Below are 21,581 nucleotides of genomic sequence, written 5' to 3'. Positions count from 1 at the left end.
GTGAAGATTGAATTTCTCAAACAAAGGCATCAAAAACTGAATTTTGTCGTATATGGTGTTGTTTCCCTCTACCTAGCTCTCATCTGTTATTATGTAAATGATGCGAGAGGCTTGTTTGACTCATTTCCCTTTGTCTATAAATTTTCTTTGTCTTATTTAAACTTTTTGATTCTCCCTTTGTATTGTGTTTCCTATACAATACAGGCATTTGGTGTAGAATATCGCTATCGCATCATGAACAACTTGAAACTCGCTTCAGCAAATCTAATGAAGACATTCTGGGCTAAGATTTTGTATATAGAAATCAATGCTCTGTGTATCATGTTATTCACCTATATTTCGGTTTCCTTATTCGCACTACTATCTCGCTTTTCTTCGACAGTCAGTTTGTCTTTATTATTAAGATTTTTCTATCTTTGTATGAGTAGTGGTGTCTTAATTCCCATGGGAGTATTTCCTTTAGTTGCTCTGGTCATGATAAAAGTCAGAGGCAAGGAGATAGTTGGAAATTTGGTCGGTGTCATGTATGTTTTAGTGTCATTTTTTTTAGCAAGGACGAGTCCAAATATCAGTCCAGTAACAAGTGCTAACAGTTTAATCTGGGAAGGAAATAGAGAAGGAGTGGTGCTTCAACAGCCAGCTATCTTATCGATTATTGTACTAGGTTTATCTTTACTTGTTTTGTCTTTCTTGTCCATTAAATCTTGGTTAAGAAAGGTGGATGGATAAATGTTGATGCTAGAATTGACTAAACTAAGAAGGCGAAAGATACTGTATATGATTCCCTTTGTAGCCATCCTGCTCTTTTTGTTAGAGTTTATGATTGGTCATCAGATTTATCAAGGACATTCGTACGGTAGTGTGAATGGCTGGTATGTAGAAAATGGTTTCTTCTTTTTGAACTACTATTTTCTCCTCCCTTTTGCGAGCATGGTTTTAGTGGATTTGATAAGAATAGAACAAGTGTCTAAAACGATTTCAAATCTCAGACTGATTCCTGTCGATTTGAAACAATTACTCCAAGCGAAGTTTATGCTTGCTTTGTTGATTAATCTACTAGTCAGTGAATTCACTTTTTTGGCTATGCTGGTCCTAGAGTTAATGGATGGTGATTTTGCTTTCTCTAGTCTTACAATGTTATCTTGGGGACTTGTTTATGGAGCAATTGCTTTTGCTTATACACTGTCTGCTGGTATTATTGTCCTCTTCTTAGGAAAATATCGGAAGGAACTTATCCTTGCCCTACCACTTGCCTTTTTATTGTCATTTGCAGGTTTGTTTACTTTAACAACGGTTGTTGGGCGGTATTATCTGGCAAATTTACTACTAATCATCCTGGAGGAATTCACTGTTTTAACAGTTTCTGTATATGCCATATGGCTGATTACCTTGGTGGCATGTCTCCTTTATTTGTTGTCAGATAAACGCATGATGAACATTATTTTTGCTTATAAATGACAAGCTGAATAGATGAGAATGTAAAGTTTTGACAAATTTTGTGAACTGTGGGATAATGGAGAGGAATTAAGGATTAGTTCTATATCATGGACTAGAAAAGACCCCAAGCTAACTTCCACATTAAGCTTGGGGTCTTTTTTGACACTATCTATCTTTGTTTAGCCATTTATCGACTAAGCGAAGGATGACACCGACCACAATCGGTCCGATGATAGTTTTAAGGATTAGTTCCATCATGGGCTAATTCACCTCCTTTCGTAGGCGGTGTAGCAGTGCCGAACAATATTATACCACATACGTGCTAAAGTCGGAAGTCGCTTAATTAGGTGGAGTTTTTTGCCTCTATTTCAGGCTTTTCGGGAGTTTTTTAAACATCATTTTTCCATAACTTTATCTCAATCTTATAAACTTTATTGGACAGATTCTAAAGTTAGAGAAGCTGAGTAGATGAGGATATAAAACTTTGACAAATTTTGTGAACTGTGGGATAATAAAAAGGAATTGAGTACTAGTTCTATATCATAGGCTAGAAAAGACCTCAAGCTAACTTCCACATTAAGCTTGAGGTCTTTTTTGACACTATTTGTCCTTGTTTAGCCATTTATCGACTAATCGAAGAACAACACCGACCACAATTGGTCCGATGATAGTTTTAAGGATTAGTTCCATCATGGGCTATCTTACTTCCTATCGCAGGCGATGAAGCAGTGATGTAGAATAAAGTGCTAAATTCGGGGGTCATCTAATCAGGTGGCTTTTTTGTTTGTGGCTTGGATTTTTGCTATAATAGAAACATGAGCAGAATTTTAGATAATGAGATAATGGGGGATGAGGAGTTAGTAGAACGCACGCTCCGTCCTCAGTATTTACGTGAATATATCGGGCAGGATAAGGTTAAGGACCAGCTTCAAATCTTTATCGAAGCCGCTAAAATGCGGGATGAAGCGCTGGATCATGTGCTCCTTTTCGGGCCTCCAGGTTTGGGGAAGACGACCATGGCCTTTGTTATTGCAAACGAACTGGGTGTCAATCTCAAGCAGACGTCGGGTCCTGTTATCGAAAAAGCTGGTGATTTGGTAGCGATTTTGAATGACTTAGAGCCTGGGGATGTCCTTTTTATTGATGAGATTCATCGCTTGCCCATGTCGGTGGAAGAGGTGCTTTATAGTGCTATGGAGGACTTCTACATTGACATCATGATTGGGGCTGGTGAAGGCAGTCGCAGTGTTCATTTGGAGTTGCCACCTTTTACCTTGATTGGTGCGACGACTCGGGCTGGTATGCTGTCAAATCCTCTACGGGCACGTTTTGGGATTACGGGGCATATGGAATACTATGCCCATGCTGACTTGACAGAAATTGTTGAGCGGACGGCAGATATTTTTGAGATGGAAATTACTCATGAGGCAGCTTCTGAGCTGGCCCTACGTAGTCGAGGTACTCCTCGTATTGCCAATCGTCTCCTCAAGCGCGTGCGCGATTTTGCCCAGATTATGGGGAATGGGGTTATCGATGATGTTATTACCGATAAGGCTCTGACCATGCTGGATGTTGACCATGAAGGTCTGGACTATGTGGACCAGAAAATTCTTCGGACCATGATTGAGATGTACGGTGGTGGTCCCGTCGGCTTAGGAACTCTTTCTGTTAACATAGCAGAAGAACGTGAGACAGTTGAAGATATGTATGAGCCTTACTTGATTCAAAAAGGTTTTATTATGCGGACACGGTCTGGACGGGTGGCGACTGCTAAGGCATATGAGCATTTGGGGTATGAGTACAATGAAAAATAAGAAAGAAATTCTAGAGGCTTTTGGAAAAAATCCAGATATGATGGCTATTCTGACTATCATCCGAAACCTGGAGTTGAAAGATTCGTGGTTGGCAGCAGGTTCTGTCAGAAATTTTATCTGGAATCTCTTGTCAGACAAATCCCCTTTTGACTGTGAAACAGATGTAGATGTGATTTTCTTTGATCCAAATCTTTCTTATGAGGAAACCTTGTCCCTAGAGAAAAAACTGCGAGAGGATTTTCCTCAGTACCAGTGGGAGTTGAAAAATCAAGTCTATATGCACCAGCACAGCCCTCATACTGCTCCCTATACCAGTTCCCGTGATGCCATGAGTAAGTATCCAGAACGATGTACGGCTGTTGGACTACGCTTGAATAAAAAATCCGATTTTGAACTCTATGCACCTTATGGTTTGGAGGATATTTTGAATTTTCAAGTTCGTCCAACTCCTCATTTCTTAGAAAATGAAGACCGAATGGAACTTTATCGAACACGTCTATCCAAGAAAAATTGGCAGGAGAAATGGAAAAATTTGATTTTTAAAAATACTTAAGGAAACTTTAAGCTAGGGAGTGTATACTAAGTCCATAAGTTAAGAAGACCTTAACTTAAACTCCTAAAACTTTTTCATAATAATCTCCCTATAAAATAGAGTCGCCCAATCAGGCGACTTATTTTTTTGAAAAATGGGCTTTGCGCCTGAGAATAATACTCAATGAAAATCAAAGAGCAAACTAGGAAGATAACCGCAGGTTGCTCAAAACACTGTTTTGAGGTTGCAGATAGAGCTGACGTGGTTTGAAGAGATTTTCGAAGAGTATAAATAGCTTAGTGATAGAAGAAAATAGGGAAATATGGTATAATGAAACGATAGATTTTTGAATAGGAATAAGATCATGTTTGGATTTTTTAAGAAAGATAAGGCTGTGGAAGTAGAAGTTCCGACACAGATTCCTGCTCATATCGGCATTATCATGGATGGCAATGGCCGTTGGGCTAAAAAACGTATGCAACCGCGAGTCTTCGGACACAAGGCGGGCATGGAAGCATTGCAAACTGTGACCAAGGCAGCCAACAAACTGGGCGTTAAGGTTATTACAGTTTATGCTTTTTCTACAGAAAACTGGACCCGCCCAGATCAGGAAGTCAAGTTTATCATGAACTTGCCAGTAGAGTTTTATGATAATTATGTCCCGGAATTGCATGCTAATAATGTTAAGATTCAAATGATTGGGGAAACGGACCGCCTACCTAAGCAAACCTTTGAAGCTCTGACCAAGGCTGAGGAATTGACTAAGAACAACACAGGATTGATTCTTAATTTTGCCCTCAACTATGGTGGACGTGCTGAGATTACACAGGCTCTTAAGTTGATTTCCCAGGATGTGTTAGATGCCAAAATCAACCCAGGCGACATCACAGAGGAATTGATTGGCAACTATCTCTTTACCCAGCATTTGCCTAAGGACTTACGAGACCCGGACTTGATTATCCGTACTAGTGGAGAATTGCGTTTGAGTAATTTCCTTCCCTGGCAGGGAGCCTATAGTGAGCTCTATTTTACGGACACCTTGTGGCCTGATTTTGACGAGGCGGCCTTGCAGGAAGCCATTCTTGCCTACAATCGTCGTCATCGCCGATTTGGAGGAGTTTAGGAGGAAATATGACACAGGATTTACAGAAAAGAACCTTGTTTGCAGGGATTGCCCTGGCTATTTTCCTACCAATTTTAATGATTGGGGGACTCTTGCTTCAGATAGCAATTGGAATCATAGCCATGCTAGCCATGCATGAACTTTTGAAGATGAGAGGTCTAGAGACCATGACTATGGAGGGCCTCTTGACCCTCTTTGCAACCTTTGCCTTAACCATTCCCTTGGAGAATTATCTGACTTTTTTACCAGTTGATGGGAATGTTGTTGCTTATAGTGTGTTGATTTCAATCATGTTAGGAACGACTGTTTTTAGCAAGTCTTATACGATTGAGGACGCTGTTTTTCCTCTTGCTATGAGTTTCTATGTAGGCTTTGGATTTAATGCTTTACTAGATGCTCGCGTTGCAGGTTTAGATAAGGCTCTATTGGCCTTGTGTATCGTCTGGGCTACCGACAGTGGTGCCTATCTTACTGGGATGAACTTTGGGAAACGGAAACTGGCTCCAACGGTTTCTCCAAATAAAACCTTTGAGGGTGCCTTGGGTGGCATTTTAGGTGCTATTTTAGTAACCATCATCTTTATGATGGTTGACAATACAGTTGCTCTTCCGTATGGAATTTACAAGATGTCAGTCTTTGCTATTTTCTTTAGCATTGCTGGACAATTTGGTGATTTACTAGAAAGTTCGATCAAGCGTCACTTTGGTGTCAAGGATTCTGGGAAATTTATCCCTGGACATGGTGGTGTTTTGGATCGTTTCGATAGTATGCTGCTCGTATTTCCAATCATGCACTTATTTGGACTCTTTTAATCAAAAGACGGAGGAAATACTATGCTCGGAATTTTGACCTTTATTCTGGTTTTCGGGATTATTGTGGTGGTGCACGAGTTTGGACACTTCTACTTTGCCAAGAAATCAGGGATTCTAGTGCGTGAATTTGCCATTGGTATGGGACCCAAGATCTTTGCTCACACTGGCAAGGATGGAACGGCCTATACCATTCGAATCTTGCCTCTGGGTGGCTATGTTCGCATGGCCGGTTGGGGTGATGATACAACTGAAATTAAGACAGGAACTCCTGTCAGTTTGACGCTTACTGATGATGGTAAGGTTAAACGCATCAATCTCTCAGGTAAAAAATTGGATCAAACAGCTCTTCCTATGCAGGTGACCCAATTTGACTTTGAAGACAAGCTCTTTATCAAAGGACTGGTTCTGGAAGAAGAAAAAACATTTGCAGTGGATCACGATGCAACGGTTGTGGAAGCAGACGGTACTGAGGTTCGGATTGCACCTTTAGATGTTCAATATCAAAATGCGACTATCTGGGGGAAACTCATTACTAATTTTGCAGGCCCTATGAACAACTTTATCTTAGGGGTTGTTGTTTTCTGGATTTTAATCTTCATGCAGGGTGGTGTCAGAGATGTCGATACCAACCAGTTCCATATTATGCCCCAAGGGGCCTTGGCTAAGGTGGGAGTACCAGAAACGGCACAAATTACCAAAATTGGCTCACATGAGGTTAGCAACTGGGAAAGTTTGATTCAGGCTGTGGAATCAGAAACCAAAGATAAGACGGCCCCGACCTTGGATGTGACTATTTCTGAAAAGGGTAGTGACAAACAAGTCACTGTTACTCCGGAAGAAAGTCAAGGCCGTTACCTTCTAGGTGTTCAACCGGGGATTAAGTCAGATTTTGTATCTATGTTTGTAGGTGGTTTTACAACTGCTGCTGACTCGGCCCTCCGAATTCTCTCAGCACTGAAAAATCTGATTTTCCAACCGGATTTGAACAAGCTAGGTGGACCTGTTGCCCTCTTTAAGGCAAGTAGTGATGCTGCTAAAAATGGAATTGAGAATGTCTTGTACTTCTTGGCAATAATTTCCATCAATATTGGGATTTTTAATCTTATTCCGATTCCAGCCCTGGATGGTGGTAAGATTGTGCTCAATATCCTAGAAGCCATTCGCCGCAAACCATTGAAACAAGAAATTGAAACCTATGTCACCTTGGCCGGAGTGGTCATCATGGTTGTCTTGATGATTGCTGTGACCTGGAATGACATCATGCGACTCTTTTTTAGATAATCGAGGAATATTATGAAACAAAGTAAAATGCCTATCCCAACGCTTCGCGAAATGCCAAGCGATGCTCAAGTTATCAGCCACGCTCTTATGTTGCGAGCTGGTTATGTTCGCCAAGTTTCAGCAGGCGTTTATTCTTACCTACCACTTGCTAACCGTGTGATTGAAAAAGCTAAAAACATCATGCGCCAAGAATTCGACAAGATTGGTGCCGTTGAGATGTTGGCTCCTGCCCTTCTTAGTGCAGAATTGTGGCGCGAATCAGGTCGTTATGAAACTTATGGTGAAGACCTTTACAAACTAAAAAACCGTGAAAAATCAGACTTTATCCTAGGTCCAACTCACGAAGAAACCTTTACAGCTATTGTCCGTGATTCTGTTAAGTCTTACAAGCAATTGCCGCTTAACCTTTATCAAATCCAGCCTAAGTATCGTGATGAAAAACGCCCACGTAATGGACTACTCCGTACACGTGAGTTTATCATGAAAGATGCTTACAGTTTCCACGCTAACTATGATAGCTTGGACAGTGTTTACGATGAGTACAAGGCTGCTTATGAGCGTATTTTCACTCGTAGTGGTTTAGATTTCAAGGCTATCATCGGTGACGGTGGAGCCATGGGTGGTAAGGACAGCCAAGAATTTATGGCTATTACACCTGCTCGTACAGACCTTGACCGATGGGTTGTTTTGGACAAGTCAGTTACCTCATTTGATGAAATTCCTGCAGAAGTGCAAGAAGAAATCAAGGCAGAATTGCTCAAATGGATGGTTTCTGGTGAAGATACCATTGCTTACTCAAGTGAGTCTAGCTATGCAGCTAACTTGGAAATGGCAACAAACGAGTACAAACCAAGCAACCGTGTTGTCGCTGAAGAAGAAGTGACTCGTGTCGCAACACCAGATGTTAAATCAATTGATGAAGTGGCAGCCTTCCTCAATGTTCCAGAAGAACAAACGATCAAAACCCTCTTCTATATGGCAGATGGGGAGCTTGTTGCAGCCCTTCTAGTTGGAAATGACCAGCTCAATGAAGTCAAGTTGAAAAACCATTTGGGAGCAGATTTCTTTGACGTTGCTAGCGAAGAAGAAGTGGCAAGTGTTGTTCAAGCAGGATTTGGTTCACTTGGCCCAGTTGGTTTACCAGAGAATGTTAAAATCATTGCAGACCGTAAGGTGCAAGATGTTCGCAATGCAGTTGTGGGTGCTAACGAGGATGGCTACCACTTGACTGGTGTGAACCCAGGTCGTGACTTTACTGCAGAATATGTGGATATTCGTGAAGTTCGTGAGGGTGAAATTTCCCCAGACGGGCAAGGTGTCCTTAACTTTGCGCGTGGTATCGAAATTGGTCACATCTTCAAACTCGGTACTCGTTACTCAGCAAGCATGGGAGCAGATGTTTTGGATGAAAATGGCCGTGCTGTGCCAATTATCATGGGATGTTACGGTATCGGTGTCAGCCGTCTCCTTTCAGCAGTGATGGAGCAACACGCTCGCCTCTTTGTTAATAAAACGCCAAAAGGTGAATACCGTTACGCTTGGGGAATCAATTTCCCTAAAGAATTGGCGCCATTTGATGTTCACTTGATCACTGTCAATGTCAAGGACGAAGAAGCGCAAGCTTTGACAGAAAAGCTTGAAGCAAGCTTGATGGGAGCTGGTTACGAAGTCTTGACGGATGACCGCAACGAACGTGTGGGAGTTAAATTTAGCGACAGTGACTTGATTGGATTGCCAATCCGTATCACTGTTGGGAAGAAAGCAGCTGATGGCATCGTAGAAGTTAAGATTAAAGCGACTGGTGACACCATCGAGGTTCATGCAGATAACTTGCTTGAAACGCTTGAAATCCTCAGCAAGAAATAAAAACTATAATCAGAAGAAAAACAAGGAAAAAATGTAACTAGTTTTTACCTTGTTTTTTCTGTATAATGGGAAAAATGAGTAGATAAAGAGGTAAATGTATGCTAAGGTTTCCAAAGGATTTTGTCTGGGGATCCTCTACTTCTGGGCCACAGACAGAAGGACGTATAGCTGGTGACGGTAAGGGAGATAATCTCTGGGATTATTGGTACCAAGTGGAGCCAAATCGTTACTATAATGGGATTGGTCCAGATAAAACATCAACCTTTTATGAAAACTGGGAGCAGGATATTGAGCTTTTGTTAGAGACTGGTCACACAGCCTTTCGGACTTCTATCCAGTGGTCACGGATTTTTCCACAAGGCTGTGGAAAAGTCAATCCTCAAGGTGTGGATTTCTATCGTAAGGTTTTTGAGGCTATTAAGGCCAAAGGGATTCGTCTTTTAGTCAATCTCTACCACTTTGACTTGCCTTTTGCTCTTCAAGAAGCTGGTGATGGTTGGGAAAATAAGGCGACAGTTTCAGCCTATGAAGACTATGCTCGTTTCTGTTTTGAGACTTATGGAGATTTAGTGGATCAATGGATTACCTTTAACGAGCCAATCGTTCCAGTAGAATTTGGCTATTTTTACGATGCCCATTATCCACATAAGGTGGATGCAGAGGCAGCCGTTAAAGTAGCTTATCATACACAATTGGCCAGCAGTCGGGCGGTTAAGGCCTGTCATGAACTCTTGCCTGACTCTAAGATTGGGATTGTCCTCAACTTGACACCGGCTTATCCACGTAGCCAGCATCCTGCTGATGTCAAGGCTGCTCGTATTGCGGACCTTTTTCAGGCCCAATCTTTCTTAGATCCGTCTGTTTTGGGGACTTATCCACAGGAGTTGGTAGAAATCTTACATGAATACGGTCTCTTGCCTGATGCTACAGAGGAGGAGTTGGATATCATTCGTGACAATACTGTGGACTTCCTTGGTGTCAACTACTATCAACCTTTGCGTGTTATGGCTCCTCGATTTGCTAAGCATCCAGAGAGTCCACTTTTGCCAGAACATTTTTACGAGCCTTATGTGATGCCTGGACGTAAAATCAATCCTCACCGTGGCTGGGAAATTTATGAGCAAGGGATTTATGACATCGCCCAAAATATCAAGGAAAACTATGGCAATATCGAGTGGATGTTGACAGAGAATGGCATGGGTGTTGAAGGGGAAGAAAAATTCCGTCAAGATGGGATGATTCAAGATGATTACCGTATTGACTTTGTAAAAGGTCATCTTCGTGAACTACACCGTGCTATTGAAAATGGAGCCAACTGTAAAGGATACTTAATCTGGACCTTTATTGACTGTTGGTCATGGCTCAACAGCTATAAAAATCGCTATGGTTTGGTCGAACTAGACTTGGAAACGCAAGAACGCCGTCTGAAGAAATCAGGCCACTGGTTCAAGGAATTAAGTGATAATAATGGATTTTAAAAAAGACTCTGACTGATGATTTTAATTGGTCAGAGTTTTTTGATTACAGAAGGCTGATTTGAACTATACCAATTTTTACTCTTGACAAGTGAAAGAAACAAGTATATACTGTTTTTGCTGATTCTGTAAAAGAAGAATTAGACTATACCAATTTAAGGAGAAAGCACAGCTTGTCTGTGTCGTATATACTATGTGTGGAATTGTTGGTGTTGTTGGAAACACAAATGCAACTGATATTTTGATTCAAGGGCTTGAAAAGCTTGAATACCGTGGTTATGATTCTGCGGGAATTTTTGTCCTAGGTGGTGCTGAAAACCATCTAGTCAAAGCTGTAGGTCGTATCGCAGAATTGTCTGCTAAGACAGCTGGTGTGGAGGGAACAACTGGTATCGGACATACTCGTTGGGCAACTCACGGGAAACCAACGGAAGACAATGCTCACCCACATCGCTCTGAGACTGAACGTTTTGTTTTGGTGCACAATGGGGTGATTGAGAACTACCTTGAAATTAAGGAAGAATACCTTGCAGGTCACCACTTCAAGGGGCAAACAGATACAGAAATCGCTGTTCACTTGATTGGGAAATTTGCTGAAGAAGAAGGTCTCTCAGTTCTTGAAGCCTTCAAAAAAGCTCTTCACATTATCCGTGGTTCTTATGCTTTTGCCTTGGTTGACTCACAAGATCCTGAAGTCATCTACGTAGCTAAAAATAAATCACCACTTTTGATTGGTCTTGGAGAAGGCTATAACATGGTCTGCTCAGATGCCATGGCTATGATTCGTGAAACCAACCAATACATGGAAATCCATGACCAAGAGTTGGTCATCGTCAAGGCTGATAGTGTAGAGGTTCAAGACTATGATGGTAATGGTCGTGAGCGTGCTAGCTACACTGCTGAGCTTGATTTGTCAGATATCGGTAAGGGAACTTATCCTTACTACATGCTCAAGGAAATCGATGAGCAACCAACTGTTATGCGTAAACTCATCCAAGCCTACACAGATGAGGCTGGTCAAGTTGTCGTAGACCCAGCTATCATCAAGGCTGTTCAAGACGCAGACCGCATCTACATCCTTGCAGCTGGAACATCTTACCATGCAGGATTTGCTTCTAAGAAGATGTTGGAAGAATTGACGGATACACCAGTTGAGCTTGGAATTTCATCTGAGTGGGGCTACGGTATGCCACTCCTCAGCAAGAAACCACTCTTCATCTTTATCAGCCAGTCTGGTGAAACAGCGGATAGCCGTCAGGTTTTGGTTAAGGCTAATGAAATGGGAATCCCAAGCTTGACAGTGACAAACGTTCCTGGTTCAACCCTTTCACGTGAAGCCAACCATACCATGCTCCTTCACGCAGGTCCTGAAATTGCCGTGGCATCAACTAAAGCCTATACAGCACAAATCGCAGCCCTTGCCTTCCTTGCAAAAGCAGTCGGAGAAGCAAATGGCAATGCCAAAGCGCAAGCCTTTGATTTGGTGCATGAGTTGTCAATTGTAGCTCAGTCTATCGAATCAACTCTTTCAGAGAAAGAAACCATCGAAGCCAAGGTTCGTGATCTTCTTGAAACAACTCGCAACGCCTTTTATATCGGACGTGGTCAAGATTACTATGTAGCCATGGAAGCAAGTCTCAAACTCAAAGAGATTTCTTACATCCAGTGTGAAGGCTTTGCGGCAGGAGAACTCAAGCACGGAACTATTGCCTTGATTGAAGAAGGAACGCCTGTTTTGGCCCTCTTGTCAGATCCAGTCCTTGCTAACCATACTCGTGGAAATATCCAAGAGGTCGCAGCCCGTGGTGCCAAAGTCCTCACTATCGCAGAAGAAAATGTTGCCAAAGATACAGACGACATCGTTCTTACGACCGTCCACCCTTACCTCTCACCAATTTCAATGGTCGTGCCAACGCAATTAGTCGCTTACTTTGCAACACTCCACCGTGGTCTTGATGTGGATAAACCACGTAACCTTGCTAAGTCAGTAACGGTAGAATAAGCTAAAAAAGTCTAGTTATCTAGGCTTTTTCTTGTGAGCAAATTGGTTGCTTGTACTCAAGATTCGTGTTAGAATAATTTTTCAAATTGAAGGACAGAGGTAGACAGGGAGAATCACAATGGTAGAATTGGGAATTTCAACATTTGGGGAAACAACGGAGCTTGAAGGGACTGGACAGACTTACAGTCATGCCGAACGTATTCGCCAGTTGGTGGCAGAGATTGAACTGGCTGACAAGATTGGTTTGGATGTGTATGGGATTGGTGAGCACCATCGAGCGGATTTTGCGGTATCAGCCCCAGAGATTATCCTGGCAGCTGGGGCAGTCAATACCAAGAAAATTCGTTTGACCAGTGCGGTCAGCATTCTCTCGAGCATGGATCCGATTCGTTTGTTCCAACAATATGCCACTATCGATGCTTTGTCAAATGGACGTGCGGAGATTATGGCTGGAAGGGGTTCTTTCACGGAATCTTTTCCCTTGTTTGGCTATGATTTGAAAGACTACGGAGCCCTTTTTGATGAGAAATTAGACTTGCTTCAGTTAGTCAATGAAAAGACCAAGTTAGACTGGCAAGGTCGATTGACCCAAACAATCTCTAGCAAAGAAGTCTATCCTCGTCCAGTTCAGGATAAATTACCCTTGTGGATAGCGACAGGTGGTCATGTCGAATCAACAGTGAAGATTGCTCAGGCAGGCCTACCGATTGTCTATGCCATTATTGGTGGTAACCCTCGTTATTTTAAAAAGTTGATTCAGGCTTACCGTGAGATTGGGAGCGAAGCGGGCCATGCCAGTCATGAGCTAAAGGTTGGAGCCCATTCTTGGGGTTGGATTGCTGAAGATGGCGAGCAGGCGGTGAAAGATTATTTCCATCCGACTAAGCAAGTGGTGGATGCGATTTCCAAAGACCGTCCGCACTGGCAGGAATTGCGTTATGAGCAATATTTGGAGCAAGTAGGACAAAATGGCGCCATGTTTGTGGGCAATCCAGATCAGGTGGCAGAAAAATTGATTCGCATGATTGAGGACTTAGGTTTGGACCGCTTCATGCTCCACCTACCGCTTGGTTCTATGCCTCATGAACAAGTTTTGAGAGCTATTGAACTCTTCGGCACACAAGTGGCACCCAAAGTACGGGCTTATTTTGCCATGAAAGAGGCTTATACTCAATGAAAATCAAAGAGCAAACTAGGAAGCTAGCCGCAGGCTGTACTTGAGTACGGCAAGGTGAAGCTGACGTGGTTTGAAGAGATTTTCGAAGAGTATTAATAAAAAATCCTAATCAAGCTTATTAGGACGACAAATATTGTATAAAAATCAATCCCCCGAGCGTTATGGCTTGGGGGATAGTTCTATAGGAGGGCTAGTTTAGTTCTCTTTTTTGTTTTTTAGCAAGAACCCGAGACCTAGAAGAGCAAGGAGACTAATTCCTGCAAACAGGAGTTTGTGATCATTTTTGGTTCCTGTATTTGGTAGTTCAGCTTGTGAATCAGCTGTAGCTTGGTTAGGTTTATTTTCTGCATCAGCTACTTTTGTATCTGGTTTTGCAGAATCAGGTTTAGTTTGTGGAGCAGGAGTTTGCTGTTCCGGTTTGACTACTCGGTTTGACATATTGTCTTGGCTGTTATTTTGACCGTGTTCTTGTTTTAAGCTAGAAAGATCAAATTCTGTTTTTTCTTCTATAGCTGGGGCAACAATGGCACCGCCTTGAGAGACTCGAAGAACAGTAGCTGTAAGGGCGTTTAATTTCAAGCCTTTTTCAGTCCATTCGAGTCCTTTTGGGTTGGTAATTCCTACTGGTCCTGCTTGGTTTTCATCTACCAAAACTTCAGCATTTCTGAGGTGGGCAAAGGCAGTTCCCAAATTAAATTCGCGGGCTTTTTCGTCAGCATTGACAAAGACGGCATAGATGTCTCCATTTGGAGCAGTGATTTGGTAGCCAATTACTACGTCTTCTTTTTCCACGCCATTTTGGCCTGGGACAGTGATGAGATGAACACGGTCTTTAATATCTTGGAGACTCTTAAGTCGGAAGGCATCTGTAGATTGACGAAGGGCAATCAGACCTTTCATGTAGTCACGGCTCTTGACATTTTCAGGATATGCTTTTCCATCTGTAGCCTTAGTCCAGTCAAACTTGTTAATAGCATCACTCGAATCGTAAGAGTCATGGATGAAGTAAGGATAGTCAAATGGATTGCCATCCTTATCACGCAACAGGTGAGATTTGTTTGGTTGTTTGTCCTCTGCTACTGGAGTCTTGTAGGCTGGGTCACGGAATTGTTTGGTGCGACCATATTCCTGACCAGAGTGGATAAATGGAGTTCCTTGAGCTGTCAAGACCATGAGGTTTCCAAGTCGCAAACGACGGTGAATTTCAGCATAGTTCTCAGCTTTGCTTGGATCTTTTTTGATAGACTGGGCAATGATGTCAAAGAGGGTCAAGTTATCATGGGCTGCGATGTATTGGATGACATCTCCAGGACTATCTGCTTCAAAGTTGGTTGGTTGAGCAATGAGATTTTTGAAGATAGTGTTGATATCACGCTTGCCGCCTGTGATAAAGGCAGGTTGACCTTCGTTTGGATAACCAGACTTGAGGTTGTTACGGATGTCGTCTGAGAAGACTGCGACAGTATCGGTATGTTTCATCCAATCTTGGTCAGCAGCTTTAGTAGGCATATTTTCATCACCAGCATAGGTTCTCCAACCTTCACCCAGCATGATTAGATTTGGATTGAGGGCGCGTGCAGCCTTGTATGCTTCTTCGATAGAAGCTGCATCATGGTCTCCCATCATATCGAAACGGAAGCCATCTACTTTGTAGGTATCAACTAGATATTTGATAGAGTCAACTAGGAGCCGTTTGGTCATATGGTGGGTTGTCCCCAAGCGTCCACCACCAAAGCTAGTGCGAGGTGTCCCATCAGCATCCATAAAGTGGTAGTAGTTTGGCTCTAAATCTTCAAAGATATCGACCTTGGCTGTATGGTTATACACTACATCCAGGATAGCTCCCATGCCACGTTTGTGGATCTCGTTGATGAGGTTTTTAAATTCTGCGATTCGTTTTTCTGGATTCTTAGGGTCGCTTGAGTACATACCAGTCAAGGAGAAGTAGTTTTGAGGGTCATATCCCCAGTTGTAGTTGCTGTTGCTTGAAGCATAGTCAGATAAGCGTTCGTGGTTCTTCAACTCATTGACAAAGTAGTAAGACAAGACTGGAAGGAGCTGGATGTGGGTTACACCCAAGTTTTTGAGATAGTCTAGTTTTTCGATAAAGGCTTCAAAGGTACCAAATGGCTTAGTCAAATCTTTTGCGATGGCAGGATCTGAAGTGAAGTCACGCACATGAGCTTCATAGATGACAGCATCTTCGCGCGATTTGAAGTTGCGAATCTTACCATAAGTCAAGTCTTGAGGTCCTAGTTTAGCTGGATCTACAAAGGCAGCTTTAGCAACTTTATGGGCATCGTCAATCTTGGCATCGTCACTATTCCAAGCAGCGAGGGATTTAGCGTAAGGATCGAGTGCAAGAACAGTTTTACCTTGGCGCTCGATTTGGTAGTGGTAGTAGTAGCCAGTGTAATTGCTGATGCCGAGACCAGAGTTTTCATTCAGAGTTTGTTTCCAGGTTCCTTTTTCACCTTTTTCAAGAGCGACAGTTCCAACCACTTTTTCAGGGTTATTCTTGTCGTAGACAACAACAGAAACCTTATCAGCACTTGGTGACCATAGAGTTAAATCAACCTGTTTTCCTTCTTCTTTGAGGTCAGCTCCAAGTTTACCATCATAGCTGTAAGTCTCATCTTTAAGACGCCAGCTTGTTTTGGTAGTGAATTTGTCAGAGTTGTAGCTAACGGTATAAGGATGTTTTGTGTCAGAGAAATCTCCGCTGTAGGTCACTTTCTTACCAGCCTCATCGATTGTAACGTCAGTGATAGTTACTTTGTTTCCTAGATGATTAGTGATGCTGGAGTGTTTGAGGATATCTTCTTTTTTAGCACCGACAAGTGTTGAAAAACTACTCTCAATGCTAGAAGTGCCTACGTGTTGGGCTCCTGTCATACGGATATCGTGCACATAGTAGGGGTTGGTGTAGATGGTTTCGTCATCATCTTTTAGGAAAATTTGGCTATGATTTTTCAAATCTGTGAACTTATAATCTTCTTTACGGATTTTCACATCGTCTCCTTGTTTGTTTCTGTCTAGTAATAAAAATCCAAGATCTTTTGCTGCATCTTTGAGTGGAATATCAATATAGCGACCATATTTGCCTGTAGCCGTAAAGTCTGTTCCGTTAGGCCATTCACCACTACTTGGATTTTTCACATCTCCCCAGTACCAGAGAGATTTCTTGTCATAGTTGCCATCTGTACGGTAGTAGTTGACGCGAATAGTTCCTGCAGGTTGTGGCTCGTAAGAGAAAACCTTGTGATCTTGGTCCAACCAAGACTCATTCATCTTTGGTGACAGTTTTTCTACCGATTTATCGCCGGTTAGATTTTTCCCAGCTGTATTATTGATGAGGAAGCTAATTTTCTTGGCTTGTTCTCCCTTTAATTTGACATCTAGGTAGTAGCCATAGTCATCTTTTTTGGCATCCTTGAAGGACAAGGCTCCGTTTGGCCAATTTTCAGATGGTTTTTCAACATCGTCCCAAGTCCATAGTCCTTGAGCATCCTTGTTTTCTTCAGGAAGCTTTTTGACATGGATACGGAAGTAGTTGTCTTCTATTGGCTCTTCTGCCTTAGTTTCAGTCGTTACTGGACTCGTAGAAGTAGTTGGCTCATTGGAACGTTCTTGCCCGGTTTGTGGTGCGGAATCGGCGGGAGTTGCAGCCGGAGTGGGTGCCTCTGTTGCAGGTTGTTTTTCTTCTTTTTTCTCTAGGGAAGCGTTTGCATTTTTTGGCGAAGAAATATCACTTTCCTTCTTACCAGAGCTCGTTGCTGTATCAGTAAGAGGCTGTGCAAGGGCAGTAGTGGTTTCATTACTAGTTCCCTTATTGCTTGTAGTATTTTCGTTGGCTGAAATAGTTGGTGTAGCCATGGCAAGCAGAACAAGGCTTGCTCCAATAAGGACAGAACCAGTTCCATTTTTGAGGGAACGGATGCTGTAAACCATTTTTTTCTCAGTGTGAGATGGTGTTTTTCTCATAATGATTCTCCAATCAATAAATTTCTATATCAGTATAGCACTTAGTAAAAGAATATGCAAGCGTTTTCCTGAAACTAAAATAAAAGAAAAATCGCAACAGATTTTGTTACGATTTAGCTAGTCTTTCTAATAGGAAAAGATTTTGTCAAAAATTCGTCAATCCCCTTGAAAAATCTAGCTAAATAGGGTATAATATGACTAATCATTTGTCGTAGGTTTTGTCTGAAATATTGTCCAGACAAGGCTCACAGCAGTTAAATCTTCTGAAAAAGTCAGATTTAGCTGCTCTTTTTGTGCTTTTTTTCAGGATTTTGAGTACTTGTAACAAAGACTTAAAGATTCTGAAAATTTATCAAGAGGACACGGTGATAGGGGTTTTTAAAACCATATGACGATTAGAAAAGCCTGATTGACAAGGCTTGGAACTTATTTACAAAGGAGAATCATCTTGGCAGGACATGACGTTCAATACGGGAAACATCGTACCCGTCGTAGTTTTTCAAGAATCAAAGAAGTTCTTGACTTACCAAATTTGATTGAAATTCAAACTGACTCATTCAAAGATTTCCTAGACCATGGTCTGAAGGAAGTGTTTGAAGATGTATTGCCAATTTCAAACTTCACAGACACAATGGAGTTGGAATTTGTTGGATATGAAATCAAGGAACCAAAATATACGCTAGAAGAAGCTCGTATTCACGATGCTAGCTACTCAGCACCAATTTTTGTAACCTTCCGCTTGATCAATAAAGAAACAGGCGAAATCAAAACCCAAGAAGTTTTCTTTGGTGATTTCCCAATCATGACTGAAATGGGTACTTTCATCATCAATGGTGGTGAACGTATCATCGTATCTCAGTTGGTCCGCTCACCAGGTGTTTACTTTAACGATAAAGTTGATAAAAACGGTAAAGTGGGCTACGGTTCAACTGTTATCCCTAACCGTGGAGCTTGGTTGGAACTTGAAAGCGACTCAAAAGATATCGCCTACACTCGTATCGACCGTACTCGTAAGATTCCATTTACAACCTTGGTTCGTGCACTTGGTTTCTCAGGTGACGATGAAATCTTTGATATCTTTGGTGACAGCGAATTGGTTCGCAACACTGTTGAAAAAGATATCCACAAGAACCCAATGGACTCTCGTACCGACGAAGCTTTGAAAGAAATTTACGAACGTCTTCGTCCAGGTGAGCCTAAGACTGCTGAAAGCTCACGTAGCTTGCTTGTAGCTCGTTTCTTTGACCCACGTCGTTATGACTTGGCAGCTGTCGGTCGTTACAAAATCAATAAAAAACTCAATGTTAAAACACGCTTGCTTAACCAAACTATTGCAGAGCCATTGGTGGATCCTGAAACTGGAGAAATCTTGGTAGAAGCTGGTACAATCATGACTCGTAGCGTGATTGAAAGCATTGAAAGCCATTTGGATGGTGATTTGAACAAGATTGTCTACATTCCAAATGATGCAGCCGTTGTGACTGAGCCAGTTGTTCTTCAAAAATTCAAGGTTGTTGCTCCAACTGATCCAGACCGTGTTGTAACTATTATTGGTAATGCTAATCCAGATGACAAGGTTCGTATCGTCACTCCTGCAGATATCCTTGCTGAGATGAGCTACTTCCTCAACTTGGCTGAAGGGCTTGGCCGTGTAGATGATATCGACCACCTTGGAAACCGTCGTATCCGTGCGGTTGGTGAATTGCTTGCTAACCAAGTACGTCTTGGACTTTCTCGTATGGAACGTAATGTCCGTGAACGTATGTCTGTCCAGGACAACGAAGTCTTGACACCACAACAAATCATCAATATTCGTCCTGTAACAGCTGCGGTTAAAGAATTCTTTGGTTCATCACAGTTGTCACAGTTCATGGACCAACACAACCCACTTTCTGAGTTGTCACACAAACGTCGTTTGTCAGCCTTAGGACCTGGTGGTTTGACACGTGACCGCGCTGGATATGAAGTACGTGACGTGCACTACACTCACTATGGCCGTATGTGTCCAATCGAGACACCTGAAGGACCTAACATCGGTTTGATTAACAACTTGTCATCTTACGGACACTTGAACAAATATGGATTTGTTCAAACACCATACCGTAAAGTTGACCGTGAAACAGGTGTTGTCACAAACGAAATCGTTTGGTTGACAGCCGATGAAGAAGATGAATTTACTGTAGCACAGGCTAATTCTCGTCTGAATGAAGATGGAACATTTGCTGAGAAAGTTGTCATGGGACGTCACCAAGGGGTCAACCAAGAGTATCCAGCTAATGTTGTTGACTACATGGATGTATCACCAAAACAGGTAGTTGCCGTTGCGACAGCATGTATTCCTTTCTTGGAAAACGATGACTCCAACCGTGCCCTCATGGGAGCCAACATGCAACGTCAGGCTGTGCCATTGATTAATCCAAAAGCACCTTACGTTGGTACTGGTATGGAATACCAAGCAGCCCACGATTCAGGAGCTGCTGTGATTGCTCAGTATGACGGCAAAGTTACCTATGCAGATGCTGACAAGGTAGAAGTTCGTCGTGAAGATGGTTCATTGGACGTTTACCACATCCAAAAATTCCGTCGTTCAAACTCAGGTACTGCATACAACCAACGCACTCTCGTAAAAGTTGGCGATGTCGTTGAAAAAGGCGATTTCATTGCTGACGGACCTTCTATGGAAAATGGAGAAATGGCGCTTGGACAAAACCCAATCGTTGCCTACATGACTTGGGAAGGTTACAACTTCGAGGATGCCGTTATCATGAGCGAACGCTTGGTCAAAGACGATGTCTACACATCTGTTCACCTTGAAGAATACGAATCAGAAACACGCGATACAAAGCTTGGGCCTGAAGAAATCACTCGTGAAATTCCAAACGTTGGTGAAGATGCCCTTAAAGACCTTGACGAAATGGGTATTATCCGTATCGGTGCTGAGGTTAAAGAAGGTGATATCCTTGTAGGTAAAGTAACACCTAAGGGTGAGAAAGACCTTTCAGCTGAAGAACGTCTCTTGCACGCTATCTTTGGAGACAAGTCACGTGAAGTGCGTGATACTTCTCTTCGTGTACCACACGGTGCTGATGGTGTCGTTCGTGATGTTAAGATTTTTACACGTGCAAATGGAGATGAATTGCAATCAGGTGTTAATATGCTGGTTCGCGTCTACATCGCTCAAAAACGTAAGATCAAGGTCGGAGATAAGATGGCCGGACGTCACGGAAATAAAGGGGTTGTCTCTCGTATCGTTCCTGTAGAAGACATGCCTTACCTTCCAGATGGAACTCCAGTCGATATCATGTTGAACCCACTTGGGGTGCCATCACGTATGAATATCGGTCAGGTTATGGAGCTCCACCTTGGTATGGCTGCTCGTACTCTTGGTATTCACATCGCAACACCTGTCTTTGACGGAGCAAGTTCTGAAGACCTTTGGTCAACTGTTAAAGAAGCTGGTATGGATAGCGATGCCAAAACAATCCTTTACGATGGACGTACTGGGGAACCGTTTGATAACCGTGTTTCTGTCGGAGTCATGTACATGATCAAACTCCACCACATGGTTGATGATAAATTGCACGCTCGTTCAGTCGGACCTTACTCAACTGTTACCCAACAACCACTCGGAGGTAAAGCTCAGTTTGGTGGACAACGTTTCGGTGAGATGGAGGTTTGGGCTCTTGAAGCCTACGGTGCGTCAAATGTTCTTCAAGAAATCTTGACTTACAAGTCTGACGATATCAACGGACGTTTGAAAGCCTATGAAGCTATCACAAAAGGAAAACCAATTCCAAAACCAGGTGTTCCAGAATCCTTCCGAGTTCTTGTCAAAGAATTGCAATCTCTTGGTCTTGACATGCGTGTCCTTGACGAAGATGACCAAGAAGTGGAACTTCGCGACTTGGATGAAGGAATGGACGAAGATGTCATCCACGTAGATGACCTTGAAAAAGCCCGCGAAAAAGCAGCCCAAGAGGCTAAAGCAGCCTTTGAAGCTGAAGAAGCTGAGAAAGCAACAAAAGCGGAAGCAACAGAAGAAGCTGCTGAACAAGAATAAGCAGTTCACTTAGAATAG

Annotated in this window: 15 protein-coding genes; 12 read left to right on the top strand and 3 right to left on the bottom strand. The window is 42.5% G+C overall.

Annotated features, from left to right (window positions below):
• Together CBI42_RS03240 and CBI42_RS03235 are read left to right on the top strand one after the other, a co-directional pair.
• Entirely contained in the window at nucleotides 1-729 is a 729-nt protein-coding gene (locus tag CBI42_RS03240) for an ABC transporter permease (RefSeq protein ID WP_239822557.1), read from the top strand.
• On the top strand, nucleotides 730-1,458 hold the full coding sequence (locus tag CBI42_RS03235; protein WP_094753247.1) for an ABC transporter permease: 729 nt from the start codon (nucleotides 730-732) through the stop codon (nucleotides 1,456-1,458).
• Nucleotides 1,459-1,602: 144 nt separating this feature from the next.
• Here CBI42_RS03235 and CBI42_RS03230 read toward each other — a convergent pair whose 3' ends face one another.
• Nucleotides 1,603-1,695, bottom strand: a complete 93-nt coding sequence (locus CBI42_RS03230; protein WP_000970294.1) for a type I toxin-antitoxin system Fst family toxin — start codon at nucleotides 1,693-1,695, stop codon at nucleotides 1,603-1,605.
• Nucleotides 1,696-2,037: 342 nt separating this feature from the next.
• On the bottom strand, nucleotides 2,038-2,130 hold the full coding sequence (locus tag CBI42_RS03225) for a type I toxin-antitoxin system Fst family toxin (RefSeq protein WP_050101940.1): 93 nt from the start codon (nucleotides 2,128-2,130) through the stop codon (nucleotides 2,038-2,040).
• Between the two features lie 122 nt (nucleotides 2,131-2,252).
• Here CBI42_RS03225 and ruvB point away from each other — a divergent pair, with 122 nt between their 5' ends.
• The 9 genes from ruvB to CBI42_RS03175 all read left to right on the top strand — a co-directional run bounded on the left by ruvB (nucleotide 2,253) and on the right by CBI42_RS03175 (nucleotide 13,519).
• Nucleotides 2,253-3,251, top strand: a complete 999-nt coding sequence (gene ruvB, locus CBI42_RS03220) for a Holliday junction branch migration DNA helicase RuvB (RefSeq protein ID WP_009014280.1) — start codon at nucleotides 2,253-2,255, stop codon at nucleotides 3,249-3,251.
• Nucleotides 3,232-3,804, top strand: a complete 573-nt coding sequence (locus CBI42_RS03215; protein WP_094753246.1) for a nucleotidyltransferase family protein — start codon at nucleotides 3,232-3,234, stop codon at nucleotides 3,802-3,804. Before ruvB ends, CBI42_RS03215 begins: the two co-directional genes overlap by 20 nt.
• Before the next feature lie 343 nt (nucleotides 3,805-4,147).
• Nucleotides 4,148-4,906 (top strand): isoprenyl transferase, encoded by a 759-nt coding sequence (locus tag CBI42_RS03205; protein WP_049511702.1) that lies wholly within the window; start codon nucleotides 4,148-4,150, stop codon nucleotides 4,904-4,906.
• Nucleotides 4,907-4,914: 8 nt separating this feature from the next.
• Complete coding sequence (locus CBI42_RS03200) at nucleotides 4,915-5,718, top strand: phosphatidate cytidylyltransferase (RefSeq protein ID WP_061589608.1); 804 nt, start codon at nucleotides 4,915-4,917, stop codon at nucleotides 5,716-5,718.
• A gap of 21 nt (nucleotides 5,719-5,739) precedes the next feature.
• Nucleotides 5,740-6,999: an RIP metalloprotease RseP gene (gene rseP, locus CBI42_RS03195; protein WP_094753245.1), complete on the top strand. Its 1,260-nt coding sequence runs from the start codon at nucleotides 5,740-5,742 to the stop codon at nucleotides 6,997-6,999.
• A gap of 12 nt (nucleotides 7,000-7,011) precedes the next feature.
• Complete coding sequence (locus CBI42_RS03190; RefSeq protein ID WP_042751734.1) at nucleotides 7,012-8,865, top strand: proline--tRNA ligase; 1,854 nt, start codon at nucleotides 7,012-7,014, stop codon at nucleotides 8,863-8,865.
• A 98-nt stretch (nucleotides 8,866-8,963) separates the two neighbouring features.
• Complete coding sequence (gene bglA / locus CBI42_RS03185) at nucleotides 8,964-10,343, top strand: 6-phospho-beta-glucosidase (protein ID WP_094753244.1); 1,380 nt, start codon at nucleotides 8,964-8,966, stop codon at nucleotides 10,341-10,343.
• Between the two features lie 190 nt (nucleotides 10,344-10,533).
• Nucleotides 10,534-12,342: a glutamine--fructose-6-phosphate transaminase (isomerizing) gene (gene glmS, locus CBI42_RS03180; RefSeq protein WP_094753243.1), complete on the top strand. Its 1,809-nt coding sequence runs from the start codon at nucleotides 10,534-10,536 to the stop codon at nucleotides 12,340-12,342.
• A 118-nt stretch (nucleotides 12,343-12,460) separates the two neighbouring features.
• Nucleotides 12,461-13,519 carry an LLM class flavin-dependent oxidoreductase gene (locus CBI42_RS03175; RefSeq protein ID WP_049493958.1) on the top strand — a complete coding sequence of 353 codons (1,059 nt, stop codon included), beginning with the start codon at nucleotides 12,461-12,463 and terminating at the stop codon, nucleotides 13,517-13,519.
• A 195-nt stretch (nucleotides 13,520-13,714) separates the two neighbouring features.
• On the opposite strand, the gene CBI42_RS03170 is transcribed toward CBI42_RS03175, so the two are convergent.
• On the bottom strand, nucleotides 13,715-17,503 hold the full coding sequence (locus tag CBI42_RS03170) for a pullulanase (protein ID WP_094753242.1): 3,789 nt from the start codon (nucleotides 17,501-17,503) through the stop codon (nucleotides 13,715-13,717).
• Nucleotides 17,504-17,951: 448 nt separating this feature from the next.
• On the opposite strand from CBI42_RS03170, the gene rpoB reads away from it, so the two are divergent.
• Nucleotides 17,952-21,563: a DNA-directed RNA polymerase subunit beta gene (rpoB, locus tag CBI42_RS03165; protein WP_033682367.1), complete on the top strand. Its 3,612-nt coding sequence runs from the start codon at nucleotides 17,952-17,954 to the stop codon at nucleotides 21,561-21,563.
• The last annotated feature ends 18 nt before the right edge of the window (nucleotides 21,564-21,581 follow it).

Source organism: Streptococcus sp. KR (genome assembly GCF_002238115.1).
Classification (GTDB): domain Bacteria; phylum Bacillota; class Bacilli; order Lactobacillales; family Streptococcaceae; genus Streptococcus.
Note: the sequence above shows the minus strand (reverse complement) of the source record. Positions and strands in the feature narration are given on the sequence as shown.

Bases quoted from the DNA above. Each gene is read 5' to 3' on its own strand.
- CBI42_RS03235 (WP_094753247.1), top strand. From the start codon at position 730: ATGTTGATGCTAGAATTGACTAAACTAAGAAGGCGAAAGATACTGTAT.
- CBI42_RS03230 (WP_000970294.1), bottom strand. From the start codon at position 1,695: ATGATGGAACTAATCCTTAAAACTATCATCGGACCGATTGTGGTCGGT.
- CBI42_RS03225 (WP_050101940.1), bottom strand. From the start codon at position 2,130: ATGATGGAACTAATCCTTAAAACTATCATCGGACCAATTGTGGTCGGT.
- ruvB (WP_009014280.1), top strand. From the start codon at position 2,253: ATGAGCAGAATTTTAGATAATGAGATAATGGGGGATGAGGAGTTAGTA.
- CBI42_RS03215 (WP_094753246.1), top strand. From the start codon at position 3,232: ATGAGTACAATGAAAAATAAGAAAGAAATTCTAGAGGCTTTTGGAAAA.
- CBI42_RS03205 (WP_049511702.1), top strand. From the start codon at position 4,148: ATGTTTGGATTTTTTAAGAAAGATAAGGCTGTGGAAGTAGAAGTTCCG.
- CBI42_RS03200 (WP_061589608.1), top strand. From the start codon at position 4,915: ATGACACAGGATTTACAGAAAAGAACCTTGTTTGCAGGGATTGCCCTG.
- rseP (WP_094753245.1), top strand. From the start codon at position 5,740: ATGCTCGGAATTTTGACCTTTATTCTGGTTTTCGGGATTATTGTGGTG.
- CBI42_RS03190 (WP_042751734.1), top strand. From the start codon at position 7,012: ATGAAACAAAGTAAAATGCCTATCCCAACGCTTCGCGAAATGCCAAGC.
- bglA (WP_094753244.1), top strand. From the start codon at position 8,964: ATGCTAAGGTTTCCAAAGGATTTTGTCTGGGGATCCTCTACTTCTGGG.
- glmS (WP_094753243.1), top strand. From the start codon at position 10,534: ATGTGTGGAATTGTTGGTGTTGTTGGAAACACAAATGCAACTGATATT.
- CBI42_RS03175 (WP_049493958.1), top strand. From the start codon at position 12,461: ATGGTAGAATTGGGAATTTCAACATTTGGGGAAACAACGGAGCTTGAA.
- CBI42_RS03170 (WP_094753242.1), bottom strand. From the start codon at position 17,503: ATGAGAAAAACACCATCTCACACTGAGAAAAAAATGGTTTACAGCATC.